Below are 16238 nucleotides of genomic sequence, written 5' to 3'. Positions count from 1 at the left end.
GTGCGCGGACGTTGCAGCATACCGGGTGCCTGCGACGGGCGCGGCGCTTCAGCGGCAGCCGGCCCGCGCCGACCAGGGGGCGGCCGGGCCCAGGTCGCTCAGCGCGCCGCGGCCATCGAGAAGGTAGAGATGGTTGTCCGCCGACGAGACGCCGACGTAAGTGTTCGTGCCGGCGTAGTGGCGGTAGTAGTACGGCGCCGAGACCAGCGACGCCGGCCGGCGCGGCGACAGCAGCGCCGCGTAGGTGTCTTCGCCCCAGCTGAAAAGGCAATCCGATTCGGCATTCGACAGCACGTTCGATGTCGTGGCCAGGATCGCTGCATAACTGGCCAGCGCCGTTTCGACGTTGGCACTGTTCAGCATGAAGCCGCCGTGGTCTCCGTTCGGATCGTCGATGAACAGCACCACCGAGGCGCCGTGCTTGACGACCCAATCACGCGCCGCGGTCATCGCCGGGCAGCCGCTGAGCATCGGATCGGGATCCTTCTGGCCGCAATACATCGCCCAGCGGATACCGCTGAACGGCAACGGGCCGAACGCGCCGGACTCGATCTGCTGGTTGGGCGGGTAGTTGGCCGCCGCGCCGCCGGCATTGGACAGCACCAGGCCGAAGAATCGCCGGCCGGTGGCGGCATGGTCGAGCGCCGCCATCGCATAGCTGTTGGCTGATCCGCGCGAGAAGCCATTGAAGAACACGCTGCCCGGCTTGACGCCCTTGTCGCTCAGTGCCGCGGCGATCAGCGGGTACATGTGCTCCGGGCGGTAGTAGTCGTCGGTGGCCTCGCCGGCGCCGAACCACCATTGCAGCGACAGGATCGCGTAGCCGTATTTCTCGGCGTAGGCGTGCCACAGGTAGATGCCGTCGTGCGCCCAGCCGTCGTGGCCGCTCAGCGGCACGATCACGCCGGCCGGAACCTTGCCGGTGGCCGGCTGCCACCACATCGTGAAGGCCTTGTTGTCGCTGGTGGCGCGGATCTCGGTGTTCCTGGCGACGACGAACGCGTAGCGCACCGGGTCGGCCGCCTGGGCCTGCGCGAGCAGGCTGGCGGAATCGGCCTGCGCCGCCAGCGATGTGCCCAGCGCCGCGAGAAAGGCGACGAGGCCGCACCCGGCGCGAAGCACCCCGGTGCAGCCTCGATCGCTGCGCATGGCCGGCTTACTTGTCGCCCGGGACTTTCCCTTCGACGCCCTTGACGTAGAACTTGATGCCTCCGAGGAACTCATCGTCGGCGACCTTGTCCTTCTCGATCACCACCTTGCCGGTGTTGTCGGTGATCGGTCCCTTCCAGATCGAGAAGCTGCCGTCCTTCAGGCCGGACTTGACCGTTTCGAGCTTGGCCTTGGCCTCGGCCGGCACGTCCTCGGCGACCGAGACCATGTCGATCGCGCCTTCCTTGACGCCCCACCAGGCCTTGCCGGTGGCCCACTTGCCTTCCAGCGCATCCCGCGTGGCCTTGATGTAGTACGGCGCCCAGTTGATGATCGCCGAGCCGAGGTGCGCCTTCGGGCCGTAGGCGGTCATGTCGGAATCCCAGCCGAAGGCGCGCTTGCCCTTCTCCTCGGCGGTCTTCAGCACCGCGGCCGAATCGGTGTTCTGCATCAGCACGTCGGCGCCGCCGTTGATCAGCGCGGTGGCGGCCTCGGTTTCCTTCGGCGGGTTGAACCACTCGTTGACCCACACCACCTTGGTCTTGATCTTCGGGTTGACGCTCTGCGCGCCGAGCGTGAACGAGTTGATGTTGCGGATCACCTCGGGGATCGGGATCGAGCCGACGACGCCCAGCGTGTTGGTCTTCGTCATGCTGCCGGCGATGACGCCGGCCATGTACGCGCCTTCGTAGGTGCGCGAGTCGTAGGTGCGCAGGTTGTCGGCCGTCTTGTAGCCGGTGGCGTGCTCGAACTTGACGTCCTTGGCATCGGGCGCCACCTTCAGCATCGGCTCCATGTAGCCGAAGGTGGTGCCGAAGATCAGCTTGTTGCCCTGGCCGACCATGTCGCGGAAGACGCGCTCGGCATCCGCCGCCTCCGGCACCTTCTCGACGAAGCTGGTGACCACCTTGTCGCCGAACTCCTTCTCGACCGCCTTGCGCCCGTTGTCGTGCGCGAAGGTCCAGCCGCCGTCGCCGACGGGGCCGACGTAGGCGAAGGCGATCTTCAGCGGTGCGGGCTTGGCCGGGGCCGCTGCCGCCGGCGCGCTGGCTGCCGGGGCCGGCGGTTCTTCCTTCTTGCCGCAACCCACCAGGGCCGCGGTGGCTGCGAGCGTGGACCAGCCAGCAAATTTCAGGAGCGTGCGCTTCGAGGTCGGCGTCATGATTTCTCCAGTTGGGGATGAGGGCGAACGGGGATTATGGACACGCGTCATGGTGCGCAAGTCATGGCGCAAAGGGCTTGCCGAGCGAAGCCGGCATGTTGATGCGGATCCACGTCGGATTGCGCGAGATCAGCACCAGCACGACCACCGTCGCCAGGTAGGGCAGCATCGACAGCCACTGGCTCGGGATCTGCACCCCCTCGCCCTGCAGGTGGAACTGCAGCATCGTGACGCCGCCGAAGAGGTAGGCGCCCAGCAGGATGCGCGCCGGCCGCCAGGTGGCGAAGGTGGTCAGCGCCAGCGCGATCCAGCCCTTGCCGGCAATCATCCCCTCGACCCACAGCGGCGTGTAGACCACCGACACGTAGGCACCGGCCAGGCCGCACAGCGCGCCGCCGACCACCACCGCCAGCAGCCGGATGCGCCGCACCGGATAACCCAGCGCGTGAGCGGAGTCGGGTGATTCGCCCACCGCCCGCAGCACCAGCCCGGCGCGCGAGCGGTACAGGAACCAGGCCAGCGCGACGGTCATGATCACCGCGATGTAGACCATCGGGTGGTGCTTGAACAGCGCCGGTCCGACGAACGGGATATCGGCCAGCCCCGGGATCTCGAACTTGAAGCGTGGCCCCAGCTTCTCCTGCGTGAAGCGGATGCCCGCGAAGGCCGAGAAGCCGATGCCGAACAGGCTCAGCGCCAGGCCGCTGGCGTACTGGTTGGTGTTGAGCCAGATCACCAGCAGGCCGAAGACCAGCGCCATCAGCGCGCCGGCGCCCATGCCGGCGGCGAAGGCCATCAGGTCGCTGCCGGTCGTCACGGCGGTCGCGAAACCGGCAATCGCCGCGACCAGCATCATCCCTTCGGCGCCGAGGTTCAGCACGCCGGCGCGTTCGTTGATCAGGAGACCGAGGCCGGCTATCGCCAGCACGGTGCCGGCCGACAAGGTCGCGGCGACAAGAAGTGCAAGAGATTCCATCGTTCAGGCCCTCGCCGGTTGCGGCGCGCGGCGAATGCCCTGCCAGCGCACGCGGTAGTGGATCAAGGTGTCGGCGGCCAGCAGCGCGAACAGCAGCAGGCCCTGGAACACGCCGGTGATCGACTTCGGCAGCCCGAGGCGCGATTGCGCCAGCTCGCCGCCGATGTAGAACATGCTCATCAGCACCGCGGCGAACAGCACGCCCACCGGATGCAGCCGGCCGACGAAGGCGACGATGATCGCCGCGAAGCCATAGCCCACGGGGACATACGGCGTCAGCTGGCCGAGCGGCCCGGCCGCTTCGAGCCCGCCCGCCAGGCCCGCGAGTCCACCGGACAGCAGAAGCGCAAGCCACAGCGTGCGCCGCGACGAGAACCCGGCATAACGTGCCGCCGCCGGCGCCAGCCCGCCGACCTGCAGCTGGAAGCCCGCATAGGTGCGGAACAGCAAGAGCCAGGTCAACGCCACCGCGCCCAGCGCCACCAGCACGCCGATGTTGGCGCGAAAGCCGTCGACGATGCGCGGGATCTTGGTCACCGCCGCGAAGGTGATCGTCTGCGGGAAGTTGTAGCCCTTCGGATCCTTCCACGGCCCGTAGACCAGGTACGACAGCAGCAGCTCCGCGACATACACCAGCATCAGGCTGACGAGGATCTCGTTGGCGTTGAAGCGGTCGCGCAGCAGCGCGACGATGCCGGCCCACACCATGCCGCCGACCACGCCGGCGGCGAGCACGACGAAGACGATCAACCGCGAGGTGTCCGGCCCTGCCTGCATCGCGACACCGCTGGCGAAGATCGCGCCGAGCACGAACTGCCCTTCGGCACCGATGTTCCAGACGTTCGAGCGATAGCAGATCGACAGGCCCAGCGCGATCAGCGCCAGCGGCGTCGCCTTGATCGCGATCTCGCTCAGCGCGTAGGCATTCTTCACCGGCTCGATGAAGAACATCTGCAGGCCGCGCAGCGGATCCTTGCCGAGGGCAGTGAAGAGGATCACGCCGATCACGATGGTCACCGCCAGCGCGATCAAGGGCGAGGCGACCGACATCGCCGCAGAAGGCTGCGGGCGGGCTTCGAGCTTAAGCATGGCGGGCACTCCTCACCGGCGCGGGAAACGGGTGGACCACGGCGCTGCTGGCACCGTCGGCATCGGTCGGCGGTGGGGGCTCGTCCCACAGCCCCGACATCCACTGTCCGATCATCTCGACCGTCGCCTCGGCGACCGGGATGCTCGGCGAAACCTTGCCTTGCGCGATCACCAGCAGCCGGTCGCTGATCTCGAACAGCTCGTCGAGCTCCTCGCTGACGATCAGCAGCGCGCAGCCTTCGTCGCGCAGCCGCAGCAATTCGCCGCGGATGAAGGCCGCGGCGCCGACGTCGACACCCCAGGTCGGCTGCGAGACGATCAAGAGCTTCGGCTTCGCATCGATCTCGCGGCCGACGATGAACTTCTGCAGGTTGCCGCCCGAGAGGCTCTTCGCCGCCGCGCCCGCGCCGCCGGCCTTGACGTTGAAGCGGCGGATCAGGTCCTCGGCCATGGCCTTGACCGCGCCGGTGCGCAACCAGCCGCCGGTGCCGATCGCCTCGGTGCGCGTCAGCAGCGTGTTCTCGGCCAGCGACATCGTCGGCACCGCACCGCGGCCCAGGCGCTCCTCGGGCACGAAGTTCAGGCCCAGACGGCGGCGCTTGCGCGGCGACGCGCTCGCGATGTCGGTGCCGAACAAGGTGATCGTGCCCGGCGTCGCCCGCGTGTCCTCGCCCGACAGTGCGGCCATCAGCTCCTGCTGGCCGTTGCCCGAGACGCCCGCGATGCCGACGATCTCGCCGGCGCGCACCTGGAAGCCGATGCCGTCGAGCGTGCGGCCGAAAGGCCCGCCCTTGGCCAGCGACAGGTTCTTCACCTCGAGCGCGATGCCGCCCGGATTGGCCGGCCGGTGCGCGAGCTCGGGCGGCTCGGCGCCGATCATCAGCCGCGACAGGCTGGCATTGGTCTGCTGGGTCGGATCGACCTCGCCAGTGACCTTGCCGCCCCGCATCACCGTGCAGTGGTGGCAGAGCTCGCGGATCTCGTCGAGCTTGTGGCTGATGTAGAGGATCGAGCAGCCCTCCTTCGCCAACTGGCGCAGCGTGACGAACAGCGTCTGCACCGCCTGCGGCGTCAGCACCGAAGTCGGCTCGTCGAGGATCAGCAGCTGCGGGTTCGTCAGCAGCGCCCGCACGATCTCGACGCGCTGGCGTTCGCCGACCGACAGCGTGTGCACCGGGCGCAGCGGGTCGACCTCGATGCCGTAGTCCTTCGAGACGCCGCGGATGCGCTCGGTCACCTGCGGCAGCGGCAGCGACTTGTCGAGGCCGAGCCAGATGTTCTCGGCCGCACTCAAGGTATCGAAGAGCGAGAAGTGCTGGAACACCATCGCGATGCCCAGCTGCCGCGCCTGTTGCGGGTTGGCAATGCGCACCGGCTGGCCGTTCCAGCGCACCTCTCCGGCATCGGGCTGCACCGCGCCGTAGATGATCTTCATCAGCGTCGACTTGCCGGCGCCGTTCTCGCCGAGCACGGCGTGAATCTGGCCGGGGGCGACGCGCAAGCACACGTCGTCGTTCGCCCGCACCGCGGGGTACTGCTTCGTGATGCCCGCGAGTTCGAGTCGCAGCATGGGTTGTCTCCTGGCAATGATCTTCCGAGGTCTTGCGCCCCGCGATCCAGGTCAGATACGTTGGTAGCGGCGCAGGCCGCCGACCCAGCTCTCGACCAGATTGCGTTCGTCGCCCAGCGTGATCCAGGCGAAGACCTTCTCATGCAACTCCCGCGCCACGCTGTGCCGGCGTTCGGCGACCGAGCCGACGGCCCAGTCCCAGACGCAGAAATCGGCCGCGCAGCCGGGTTCGAGGAATCCGATTTCGTGCGGCAGCCGCAAGGCCACGGCCGCCGCACGGGTCGCCGCATGCAGCAGCGCCCAGGCCGAGAGCTTGGTGCCGGCCAGCGCCTGCACCTTGTAGCCGTCGGCCATCGTCCGGTGCATCGACAGCGAGGTACCGCCGCCGACGTCGCTGCCCAGGCTGACGTTGAAGCCCGCCTCCCGCGCCTCGCGCCAGCCGAACAGGCCGCTGCCGAGGAACAGGTTCGACGAGGGGCAGTGCGCGATCTGCGCGCCGCTGTCGTGCAGCAGCGCGCGATCGAGGTCGTCCAGCCAGATGCCGTGTGCCAGCACCGACCGTTCGGTCAACAAGCCGTGGCTTGCATAGACATCCAGGTAGCTGCGCGAGCTCGGGAACAACTCGGCGATCCAGCGCACCTCGGCCGGGTTCTCGGCGACGTGCGTCTGCATGTAGACGCCCGGGTGTTCCGCGAGCAAGCGGCCGGCCATCGCCAGCTGCGCGTCGCTGCTGGTGGCGGCGAAACGCGGCGTCAGCGCGTACGCGATGCGGCCGCGGCCGTGCCAATCCTTGATCAGCGCGCGGCACTCCATCTCGGAACCGTCGACGTCGTCGCGCAGGTTGTCCGGCGCATGGCGGTCCATCAGCACCTTGCCGGCGATGATGCGCATGCCGCGCTGCGTCGAGGCGTCGAAGAGCGCCTCGGTGGCGCTGCGGTGCACGGTCGGGAAGACCACCGCGGAGGTGGTGCCGTGCGACAGCAGCGCATCGAGGAAGAGCTTCGCGCCGGCGGCGGCGTACTCGGGTTCCGCATGGCGCGCTTCGGCCGGGAAGGTGTAGGTCTCGAGCCAGTCGAGCAGCTGCGCGCCCCACGATGCGATCACGTCGATCTGCGGGCAGTGCACATGGGTGTCGATGAAGCCCGGCAGCAGCAGCTGGCCGCGGCGATCGAGCTTCAGGAAATCGTCGCCCGGTTCGTGCGGCTGCACCGCGGCGATGCGGCCGCGCTCGTCGGTCAGCAGCCAGTGGTCGGGGCGGAAACGCACCGCCGGACTGTTCAGGTCGGCGAGGCCGGGATCGGCAGTGAAATCGAGCAGGTCCGCGCGAACCGCCGTCTTGACAGATGTCATGTCAGCCCCTCGTCCGATGAGTACATCGGCCGATCCCCCGAGGGGATGCGGGCCGGCTTGGGAGCGGCCCGGCGCTCGGCCCGCCGTCATGCGCGGCCCCCTTCGGACAAACCACGCGCGACGTCGCGCACCTGCTCGCGCAGCCAGCGGATGGCCGCCGACGCGTGCGTCAGGTCGTGCCACAGCTGGTAGTAGGTCAGCGGCGGGAAGTCGACCGGGCAGCGCACGATGCGCACCGGCAGGATGCCGACATAGCGGGCGCAGAACTGGCGGCCGGTGGTCAGCACGAGGTGGGTGCGCGCGACCATCGCCGGCGCGAGGCCGAAGTGCGGCGTGCGCACGGCAATGTTCCGTTCGAGGCCCGCGGCCTGCAGATGCTCCTCGACGACACCGCGGCCGCCGGCATGCAGCGGCGTCGGCGCAATGTGCTCGCTTGCCAGATAGCGCTCGAGCGTCCAGCTGCGCGGGCTGCGCACGGCAGGATGATCCTGCGCGACAAGGCAGACGATCTCGTCGCTGATCAGCCGGCCCAGATGCAGTTCCGCCGGCGGCTGCAGCCAGTTGCCGATCACGACGTCGACCTCACCGCGCGCCAGATGGCCGCGGTAGTCGAAGTCGCGCGTCAGTGGCAGCAGGTCGAGATGCACGTTCGGCGCCTGCGTCTTCACACGCGACACCAGCTCGGGCAGGAACAGCGGATCGAGGTAGTCGCTGGCGGCGATGCGGAAGGTCTGCTCGGCATGCTCGGGCGCGAAGCCCTGCGCCGGCGAGTGGCCGCCGAACAGCGCCTGCGCGCCCTGCAGGATCTGCGCAGCGGCCGGCAGCAGCGACAGCGCGACGGTGGTGGGCGCCATGCCGGTGCCGCTGCGCACCAGCAACGGGTCACCGGTCAACGCCCGCAAGCGCTTCAATTGGGCCGACACGGCCGGTTGGCTGGTCGCGAGCCGCAAGGCGGCACGCGATACGCTGCGTTCGGTGATCACGGTGTGAAAGACCCTGACGAGAGACAACTCGATCTTGTCGAACGCAGCGCCGCGTGCCATACGAGCATTTCAATAGGAGTTATAAGCGCGATCGTATACACAGCCGGCGATCAGAAGCTAAGTTACGGGTATGTCCCAAGCACACACCAGCGCTCCCAGCGCCTCCGGCGGCGGACCGGCCGCGACACCGGACACGGTGCGCCCGGTGCGCTTCTTCCACCGCGGCGAGATCGTCTCGCTGGACGACGTGTCCCCCACCCGCACCGTGCTGAACTGGCTGCGCGAAGACGCGCACTGCACCGGCACCAAGGAGGGTTGCAACGAGGGCGATTGCGGTGCCTGCACCGTGATGGTCGGCGAGCTGCACGGCGAGCACATCGCGTGGCAGACGGTCAACGCCTGCATCCAGTTCGTGCCGGTGCTCGACGGCAAGGCACTGATGACGGTTGAGGACCTGGCAAAGACCGATCCGCAGCAGCCCGCCGCGGCCGCGGTGCTGCATCCGGTGCAGCAGGCGATGGTCGATTGCCACGGCTCGCAGTGCGGTTTCTGCACCCCCGGCTTCGTGATGTCGATGACCGCCTGCTACGAGCGCCACCAGGCGCTCGGCACGCAGCCGACGCGCCAGGAACTGGCGGACGAGCTGTCCGGCAACCTGTGCCGCTGCACGGGCTACCGGCCGATCCTCGACGCCGGGCAGCGCATGTTCGAGCTGCCTGTGCAGCGCATCGACGAAGCACCGATCGCGGCCGCGCTGCGTTCGCTGCGCAACGAGCCGCCGCTGCGGCGCCCGGACTTCCGCGCGCCGCGCACGCTGGCCGATTTCGCTGCGCTGCGCGCCGCGAAGCCCGAGGCGCGCCTGCTCGCCGGCTGCACCGACATCGGCCTGTGGGTCAACAAGCAGTTCCGCGACCTGGGCGAGATCCTGTACATCGGCGAGGTGGCCGAGTTGAAGGCCATTGGCGAAGTCGACGGCATGCTGGAGATCGGCGCCGGCGCATCGCTCGAAGACGCCTGGTCCGCACTGAGTCGCCATTGGCCTGCCGTGCGCGAAATGCACCTGCGCTTCGCCTCGCCGCCGATCCGCCATGCCGGCACGATGGGCGGCAACATCGCCAACGGCTCGCCGATCGGCGACTCGGCGCCGGTGCTGATCGCACTCGGTGCTTCGATCGTGCTGCGACATGGCGAGGCAGTGCGCGAGATGCCGCTCGAGGACTTCTACGTCGACTACATGAAGAACCGGCTCGAGCCCGGTGAATTCGTGCAGGCGCTGCGCGTGCCGCTGCCGCGCGCAAGTCAGGTGTTGCGCGCTTACAAGCTCAGCAAGCGCTACGACAGCGACATCTCGGGGCTGGCCTGCGGACTGTGGCTGCAGCTCGACGGTGAGATCGTGCGCGACGCGCGCTTCGCCTTCGGCGGCATGGCAGCGATCGTCAAACGTGCAAAGGGCGCGGAGGCGGCTTTGCGTGGTCACGCATGGAACGAGGCGACGCTGCAGGCCGCGATGGCCGCGTTGGACAGCGACTACACGCCGCTCTCCGACCTGCGCGCCAGCGACAACTATCGGCGCCGCGCCGCGCGCAACCTGCTGCAGCGGCTGTTCCTCGAAACGCGCCCGGCGTCGCCTTTGTCGACAAAGCAGATCTCGGTGTGGAGCGACATCGTATGAACGCACCCCAGGACACCCTCCCCGTCGTCGGCACCGCCCGGCCGCACGAATCCGCGCATCTGCATGTCGCCGGCGCCGCACCGTATGTCGACGACATCGCCGAGGTCCAGGGCACGCTGCATGCCGCGCTCGGCCTGTCGCCGGTGGCGCACGGCAGGCTGCTCGGCATCGACCTCGACACACTGCGCGCGCAGCCAGGCGTGGTGGCGGTGTTCAGCGCCGCCGACATCCCCGGCGCCAACGAATGCGGCCCGATCGTGCACGACGATCCGATCCTCGCCGACGGCGTGTTGCACTACCTCGGGCAGCCGGTGTTCGCGGTGATCGCCACCGACCGGCTCGCCGCGCGCCGCGCCGCCGCCCTGGCCAAGCAGGTGATCCGACACGAGGCGCTGCCGCCGGTGCTGACGGCGCTGGACGGGCATGCGAAGCAGCAGTACGTCGTGCCGCCGATGCACCTCAAGCGCGGCGATGCGAGCGCCGCGCTCGCTGCGTCCGAGCAACGCGTGAGCGGCAGCTTCTCGCTCGGCGGCCAGGAGCAGTTCTACCTCGAAGGCCAGATCTCGTACGCGATCCCGCAGGAAGACGGCGGCCTGCTGGTGCACTGCTCGACGCAGCATCCGACGGAGATGCAGCACACGGTGGCGCATGCGCTGAAGCTCGGCGCGCACCGCGTGCAGGTCGTCTGCCGGCGCATGGGTGGCGGCTTCGGCGGCAAGGAAAGCCAGAGCGCCCTCTTCGCCTGCGTCGCGGCGCTCGCCGCGGCGAAGCTCAAGCGCCCGGTCAAGTTGCGGCCCGACCGCGATGACGACATGCTCATCACCGGCCGTCGCCACGGTTTTGAGTTCCAGTGGGAGGTCGGCCACGATGCCGAGGGCCGCATCACCGGCGTCGAGATCGACCTGGTCGCCAATGCCGGCTTCTCGGCCGACCTGTCGCCGCCGGTGATGACGCGGGCGCTCTGCCACTTCGACAACGCCTACTGGCTGCCGGCGGTCGCCGCGCACGGCTATTGCGCGCGCACCAATACGCAGAGCAACACGGCATTCCGCGGCTTCGGCGGCCCGCAGGGCGCGCTGGCGATCGAGATGATCCTCGACGACGTGGCGCGCGGCCTCGGCAAGGACCCGCTCGACGTGCGCCGCGCGAACTTCTACGGCACCAGCGAGTGCAACGTCACGCCGTATGGCCAGGTGGTGCGCGACAACATCATCGAGCCGCTGGTCGCACGGCTCGAAGAGAGCTGCGACTACCGCGCACGGCGCACGCAAATCGCGGCCTTCAATGCCACCAGCCCAGTGCTCAAGCGCGGCCTCGCGCTGACGCCGGTGAAGTTCGGCATCTCGTTCAACGTCGCGCACTTCAACCAGGCCGGCGCGCTGGTGCACGTCTACACCGACGGCACGATCCTCGCGAACCACGGCGGCACCGAGATGGGCCAGGGCCTGAACACCAAGGTCGCGATGGTCGTCGCGCACGAGCTCGGCGTGCGGCTCGATCGCGTGCGCGTCACGGCCACCGATACGCACAAGGTGGCCAACACGTCGGCGACTGCCGCGTCGACCGGCTCGGACCTGAACGGCAAGGCGGCGCAGGACGCGGCGAAGCAGATCAAGCACCGCCTGGCCGGCTTCGCCGCCGGCAAGCATGGCGGCGCGGTCGAGGACGTGCGCTTCGGCAACGACCGCGTGCTGGTCAACGGCCTCAGCGTGCCCTTCGACGAGCTGGTGCAGCAGGCCTATTTCGCCCGCGTGCAGCTGTGGAGCGACGGTTTCTACGCGACGCCCGGCCTGCACTGGGACCGCGAGAAGCTGCAGGGCAACCCGTTCTTCTACTTCGCATACGGAGCGGCCTGCTCCGAGGTGGTGATCGACACGCTGAGCGGCGAATGGAAGCTCACGCGCGCCGACGTGCTGCACGACGTCGGCCAATCATTGAACCCGGCGATCGACATCGGCCAGGTCGAGGGCGCGTTCATCCAGGGCATGGGCTGGCTGACGACGGAAGAGCTGTGGTGGCATCCGCAGAGCGGCAAGCTGATGACGCATGCGCCGTCGACCTACAAGATCCCGACCGCCAACGACTGTCCGGCGGATTTTCGGGTCGCGCTGTACGACACGCAGAACCCGGCGGACACGATCCATCGCAGCAAGGCCGTCGGCGAACCGCCGCTGCTGCTGCCGTTCTCGGTGTTCCTCGCGATCCGCGATGCGGTGTCGGCGGTCGGTGATCACAAGGTGAACCCTCCGCTGCGCGCGCCCTCGACGCCCGAGGCGATCCTCGACGCGGTCGATGCGGTGCGCGCCGCGACCGCTGAAGCCTGAAGCCATCGCGATGAGCGCCCCCGACTCGCTGCAGCACATCGCCCGCCGCTGGCTGGTCGAGCGCCGGCCGGCGATGGAAGTGCAGGTGCTGGATTCCCGCGGCTCGGTGCCGCGCGAAGCCGGCACGCGCATGCTGGTCGCGGCCGACCAGGTCGCCGGCACGATCGGCGGCGGCCACCTCGAGCTGCAGGCCATTGCCGACGCCCGTGCGCAGCTGGTTGCCGGCAACCCGGCACCGCACGACCGCAAAATCGCGCTCGGCCCCACGCTCGGCCAATGCTGCGGCGGCGCGCTGACCTTGCGCACGCAAGGGCTGACCAGCGAATCCCTCGCCGCCTGGCCGGCCGAGACACCGCGCTTCACGCTGCAGCTCTACGGCGCCGGCCATGTCGGCCGCGCGATGATCAAGCTGCTCGAAGGCCTGAACTGCAAGGTGCAGTGGATCGACGAGCGCGAGAGCGAATTCCCGCCCGAGCCGAGCGCGGCGCACATCGAGCGCATGTGCGTCGAGCCGGTCGAGGCCGAAGTCGCCGCCGCGCCGCCGGGCTGCTTCTACCTCGTGCTCACGCACAGCCACGAGCTCGATCTGCGCATCACCGAGGCGATCCTGAAGCGCGCCGACTTCGGCTACCTGGGCCTGATCGGCTCCCAGACCAAACGCGCGCGCTTCCTGCACCGCTTCGAGGAACGCGGCATAGGCCATGAAGTGCTCGGCCGCCTGACCTGCCCGATCGGCGTGCCCGGCATCGAAGGCAAGGAGCCCGAGATCATCGCGATCGCGGTGCTGGCGCAGCTGCTGCAGGCGAGCGCCTAGGCCGACCTCAGGCCGCCACCAGGCGATGCAGCGCGCCGATCGCCGCGCCGCCGTAGCTCACCGCGCCCACCGGAACGCTCTCCGGCACCGCTTGCTGCACGCGCGCGGTGTCGGCCGCGCCGAAGGCGCCGCACAGCTCGATCAGCTGCACGCCGGCCTCGACCATCTCGCGCGCGACGGCCGGCGCTTCGGCAGGCTGGCTCACGCCGACCGCCAGCATCGTGAACTGCTCGGACTGCATCGTGCTGCGGTGCGTGGCGGGGTTGAAGCCGTTGCCGGCGACGATGAAGCCGAAGGATTGCAAAGCCATGGGTGAATCTCCGAAAGGGTTGGGAACGAACGCTGCGTAGCGTGCCGGCCGGGGCACATGGCGTCCAATACCGTTCGGGTCTGGCCTGATGCCGTGGAGAACCGATGCTCGAGCTTCGACAACTGCGCTACTTCGTCGCCGTCGCCCAGGCCGAGCATGTCGGCCGCGCGGCCGAACGCCTGGCGATCTCGCAGCCGCCGCTGAGCCGGCAGATCCAGGACCTGGAGCAGCGACTCGGGCTGGCGCTGTTCACGCGGGCGCAGCGGCGGCTGAAGCTGACGCCGGCCGGGCGCGACTTCCTCGCGCAGGCGCAGGCGCTGCTGGCGCATGCCGCGCAGGTCGAGCAGGACGCGCTGCGCGCCGCGCAGGGCACCGAAGGCCGCTTGACGCTGGGTACCGTCGAAGGCGCGCTGCATGCGGGACTGGTGCAGGCCGACATGCTGCGCTTCGGCAGCGAGGCACCGAAGGTGGTGATCGACCTGCGCGGCCTGCGCTCGGCTGGCATCTTCGACGGGCTGCGGCGCGGCGAGCTCGATGCCGGCTACGCGTATTCGGCCCCGGCCGACGACGATCCGCTGCTCGCTTCGGCGCTGCGCTTCAGCGAGCCGCTGGTGCTGGCGCTGCCGGCATCGCACCCGCTGGCCGGCCGGCGCCGCGCCGCGCTTCGCCCCGCGCAGCTCGACGGCCAGGTCTTCATCACGATGCCCGCGGCGACGCATGCCGCGGCGCGCAGCGAGTGGCTCGCCGGCTGCCAGGCCGGCGGCTTCACGCCCGACGTGCGCTACGAAGCGGCCGAGCCGGCCGCCGTGCTGAGCCTGGTCGGCGCCGGGCTCGGCCTGGCGATCGTGCAACACAGCAGCGAGCGCATCGCGCCGCCCGGCGTCGTGTTTCGCGCGCTGCCGTGGCTGCCGATGGCCTTGCGGATCTTCCTGGTGTGGCGGCGCGAGGCGGCCAGTGCCGCGGGACGGTTGTTCGTGGAGCTGGCGGGCGCCGGCACGTCGGCCAGCGCGAGGCCTTAACCGTCGCTCAGCTCGAACCGCACGTCATTGACCTGCCGAGGGACGAGCACCCCATCGGCGAGGTTCAAGAAGAACATGTCGCCACCAATGCACGACGAGGGGGTGCTCTGGCCAAACGTGATCACGCGGTATCGAAGGGTGATGGTTTCGTTGTCGCTGCGCGAGTCGGTGATGGCGAGGCTGCGGCACCGGGGCTTCGGCCCCGCGAAGACCCCGGCGACGGCGTAGCGCGTGAAGTCGACGTCCGGCGCCGGCCGGCGGCTGTGGCTGTCATGGTGCGGGTGTTCCGCCCAGAAGCGTTGCCACTCGGCCTGCGTGCGAAACACGTACTGACCCGCGGCGACACTGCCGAGCCCTTCGAGGCTGACGTGCACGAGCTCCGTCGTGGCCGCTTCCGGGTCGCCTCCGCCACAGGCCGCCAGCAGGGACAGACCGAGCCCGGCGAAGAGCAGTCTGCGCGATACGGTTCCGATCACCGGGATTCCTTCGATGTCGTCGACTCTACTTCCTCGACAGGGCCAGGGGCTCCGGCGCTCAGAACACGTCCAGCGTCGGGCAGGCGTCGTCGCCGCTCAGGCAGGCGGCGAGGAACAGCGCGACACCGAGGTCGCCGGTCCACAGCGAGTACCAGCCGTGGCCGCTCTTCTCGCGCTGCTGCTCGACCTGCCCGATCGCATGCATCGCAAAGGCGCGTGCGCGATCGAGCCAGCGCTCTTCGCCGCTGCGCCGGGCCAGCTTCAGCAGCGCCCAGCCGTTGCCGGCGCTGCCGTGGCAGAGGCCCGCGCCCTTGGCCAGCGGGCCGGCATGCCAGATCAGTTCGCCGGCGGCGAGCAACAGCGCGTCCCACGCGGGCGTGCGCGGCGCGCCGGCCAGGCGGCAGATCACGCCCGGCGCGCCGTGGCAGTCCTGCACCAGCGGCAGGGCCTTCGCGGCCAGTGCCGGGTCGGCAAAGCCATGCCAGTTGATGCGGCCGGCCTCGTCGCGCAGGGCAGTGGCCTCGAGCGTCGCAAGGCCGCGTTCGAGGAACCGCGCGACGAGCGCCGGATCGAGCAGTGCGGCACCCCGCAGCGCCGGGTACAGGTTGCCAACGAAGCCATGGGCGGCGCCGAGAAAGCAGCGCTGCTTGCCGTACAGGTCCTGCCGCCACAGCCACACGCCGCCGGCCGATTCGTCGAACTGCATCTGCTGCCACAGATGCTCGAGGCCGCGCTGCAGCAGCATGCGCCAACGCGCCTCGCCCGTGCGCTCGGCCATGTGCAGCGCGGCGATCAAGGTGCCCGGCGAGCCCCACAAGGGCTCGCGCGCCGGATGCCCGAAGTTGCCCTCGACCACCGCGTACAACGCATCGGCCAGCGCCGCGCTCGGCGCCAGGCGGTGCTGCAGCAGCATCAGCCCGGCATCGCCCATGAAGTACGACGCGGTGCCGTAGCCCCAGCCGGTGGTCAGCGCTCGGTTGCGCTCGGGCAGCGCCTGCGCCTCGTCGAGCAGCGCCGGCGGTGGCGTTTCGATCACGCCGCTGCGCGCCAGATGCTGCAGCGCCCAGATCACGCCGCCTGAGCCCATGTACAGCATGTCGAAACGCTGCCCGGGCGCTTCGGGATCGTCGCGTGCATGGGCCGGCCAGCCGCGGCCGGGCTCGAAGGCGGCGATGGCCTCGGCAGCGATGCGCTGAAGCGCGCTGCGCGCGAGCGCAGCATCCCAGCGCGGGCCGGCCAGCGCCTCGTGGCGTGCGGGGTCGAACAGGCTCGTCATCGCGCGGCTTTCGGGTAGCGGCCGGGCACTATGCCATGCGCGTTCCTGCTGTCACGGCCGGTACACCG

The 16238-nt window shown here is 69.5% G+C and carries 14 protein-coding genes; 4 read left to right on the top strand and 10 right to left on the bottom strand.

Annotated features, from left to right (window positions below; all coding sequences use genetic code 11):
* Positions 1–48: 48 nt before the first annotated feature.
* The 7 genes from HLB44_RS08675 to HLB44_RS08645 form a co-directional block, all read right to left on the bottom strand.
* On the bottom strand, positions 49–1149 hold the full coding sequence (locus tag HLB44_RS08675; RefSeq protein WP_173122139.1) for a hypothetical protein: 1101 nt from the start codon (positions 1147–1149) through the stop codon (positions 49–51).
* Positions 1150–1156: 7 nt separating this feature from the next.
* Positions 1157–2311, bottom strand: a complete 1155-nt coding sequence (locus tag HLB44_RS08670) for a BMP family ABC transporter substrate-binding protein (protein WP_173122138.1) — start codon at positions 2309–2311, stop codon at positions 1157–1159.
* 61 nt (positions 2312–2372) lie between these two features.
* On the bottom strand, positions 2373–3287 hold the full coding sequence (locus HLB44_RS08665; RefSeq protein ID WP_173122137.1) for an ABC transporter permease: 915 nt from the start codon (positions 3285–3287) through the stop codon (positions 2373–2375).
* A 3-nt stretch (positions 3288–3290) separates the two neighbouring features.
* Entirely contained in the window at positions 3291–4376 is a 1086-nt protein-coding gene (locus HLB44_RS08660) for an ABC transporter permease (protein WP_173122136.1), read from the bottom strand.
* Positions 4369–5946, bottom strand: a complete 1578-nt coding sequence (locus tag HLB44_RS08655) for an ABC transporter ATP-binding protein (protein WP_173122135.1) — start codon at positions 5944–5946, stop codon at positions 4369–4371. Before HLB44_RS08655 ends, HLB44_RS08660 begins: the two co-directional genes overlap by 8 nt.
* 51 nt (positions 5947–5997) lie before the next feature.
* Complete coding sequence (guaD, locus tag HLB44_RS08650) at positions 5998–7296, bottom strand: guanine deaminase (protein WP_173122134.1); 1299 nt, start codon at positions 7294–7296, stop codon at positions 5998–6000.
* Between the two features lie 86 nt (positions 7297–7382).
* Positions 7383–8339 carry a LysR family transcriptional regulator gene (locus tag HLB44_RS08645; RefSeq protein WP_173122133.1) on the bottom strand — a complete coding sequence of 319 codons (957 nt, stop codon included), beginning with the start codon at positions 8337–8339 and terminating at the stop codon, positions 7383–7385.
* Positions 8340–8409: 70 nt separating this feature from the next.
* Between HLB44_RS08645 and xdhA the strand changes: the two genes are divergently transcribed.
* From xdhA to xdhC, 3 genes are read left to right on the top strand one after another with little or no spacing between them, the layout of a single operon-like run.
* Positions 8410–9951 carry a xanthine dehydrogenase small subunit gene (gene xdhA, locus HLB44_RS08640; RefSeq protein ID WP_173122132.1) on the top strand — a complete coding sequence of 514 codons (1542 nt, stop codon included), beginning with the start codon at positions 8410–8412 and terminating at the stop codon, positions 9949–9951.
* A complete protein-coding gene (gene xdhB / locus HLB44_RS08635) occupies positions 9948–12275 on the top strand; it encodes a xanthine dehydrogenase molybdopterin binding subunit (RefSeq protein WP_173122131.1) in 2328 nt (775 codons plus the stop codon). Before xdhA ends, xdhB begins: the two co-directional genes overlap by 4 nt.
* Before the next feature lie 10 nt (positions 12276–12285).
* The gene (xdhC, locus tag HLB44_RS08630) at positions 12286–13089 is read left to right on the top strand and encodes a xanthine dehydrogenase accessory protein XdhC (RefSeq protein ID WP_173122130.1); all 804 of its coding nucleotides are present in this window, start codon (positions 12286–12288) and stop codon (positions 13087–13089) included.
* Positions 13090–13096: 7 nt separating this feature from the next.
* Here the strand turns inward: xdhC and HLB44_RS08625 are convergent, their stop codons facing one another.
* Complete coding sequence (locus HLB44_RS08625; RefSeq protein WP_173122129.1) at positions 13097–13399, bottom strand: DUF6506 family protein; 303 nt, start codon at positions 13397–13399, stop codon at positions 13097–13099.
* Positions 13400–13503: 104 nt separating this feature from the next.
* Between HLB44_RS08625 and HLB44_RS08620 the strand changes: the two genes are divergently transcribed.
* Positions 13504–14418, top strand: a complete 915-nt coding sequence (locus tag HLB44_RS08620; RefSeq protein WP_173122128.1) for a LysR substrate-binding domain-containing protein — start codon at positions 13504–13506, stop codon at positions 14416–14418.
* On the opposite strand, the gene HLB44_RS08615 is transcribed toward HLB44_RS08620, so the two are convergent.
* Together HLB44_RS08615 and HLB44_RS08610 are read right to left on the bottom strand one after the other, a co-directional pair.
* Complete coding sequence (locus HLB44_RS08615; protein ID WP_173122127.1) at positions 14415–14894, bottom strand: hypothetical protein; 480 nt, start codon at positions 14892–14894, stop codon at positions 14415–14417. The two genes, HLB44_RS08620 and HLB44_RS08615, sit on opposite strands and share 4 nt — an antisense overlap.
* A gap of 58 nt (positions 14895–14952) precedes the next feature.
* Positions 14953–16170, bottom strand: coding sequence for a lanthionine synthetase C family protein (locus tag HLB44_RS08610; protein WP_173122126.1), 1218 nt, complete (start codon positions 16168–16170; stop codon positions 14953–14955).
* Positions 16171–16238: the final 68 nt, after the last annotated feature.

Origin of the sequence: Pseudaquabacterium terrae, from assembly GCF_013266755.1 — a bacterium.
Taxonomy (GTDB): Bacteria; Pseudomonadota; Gammaproteobacteria; order Burkholderiales; family Burkholderiaceae_C; genus Pseudaquabacterium; species Pseudaquabacterium terrae.
Note: the sequence above shows the minus strand (reverse complement) of the source record. Positions and strands in the feature narration are given on the sequence as shown.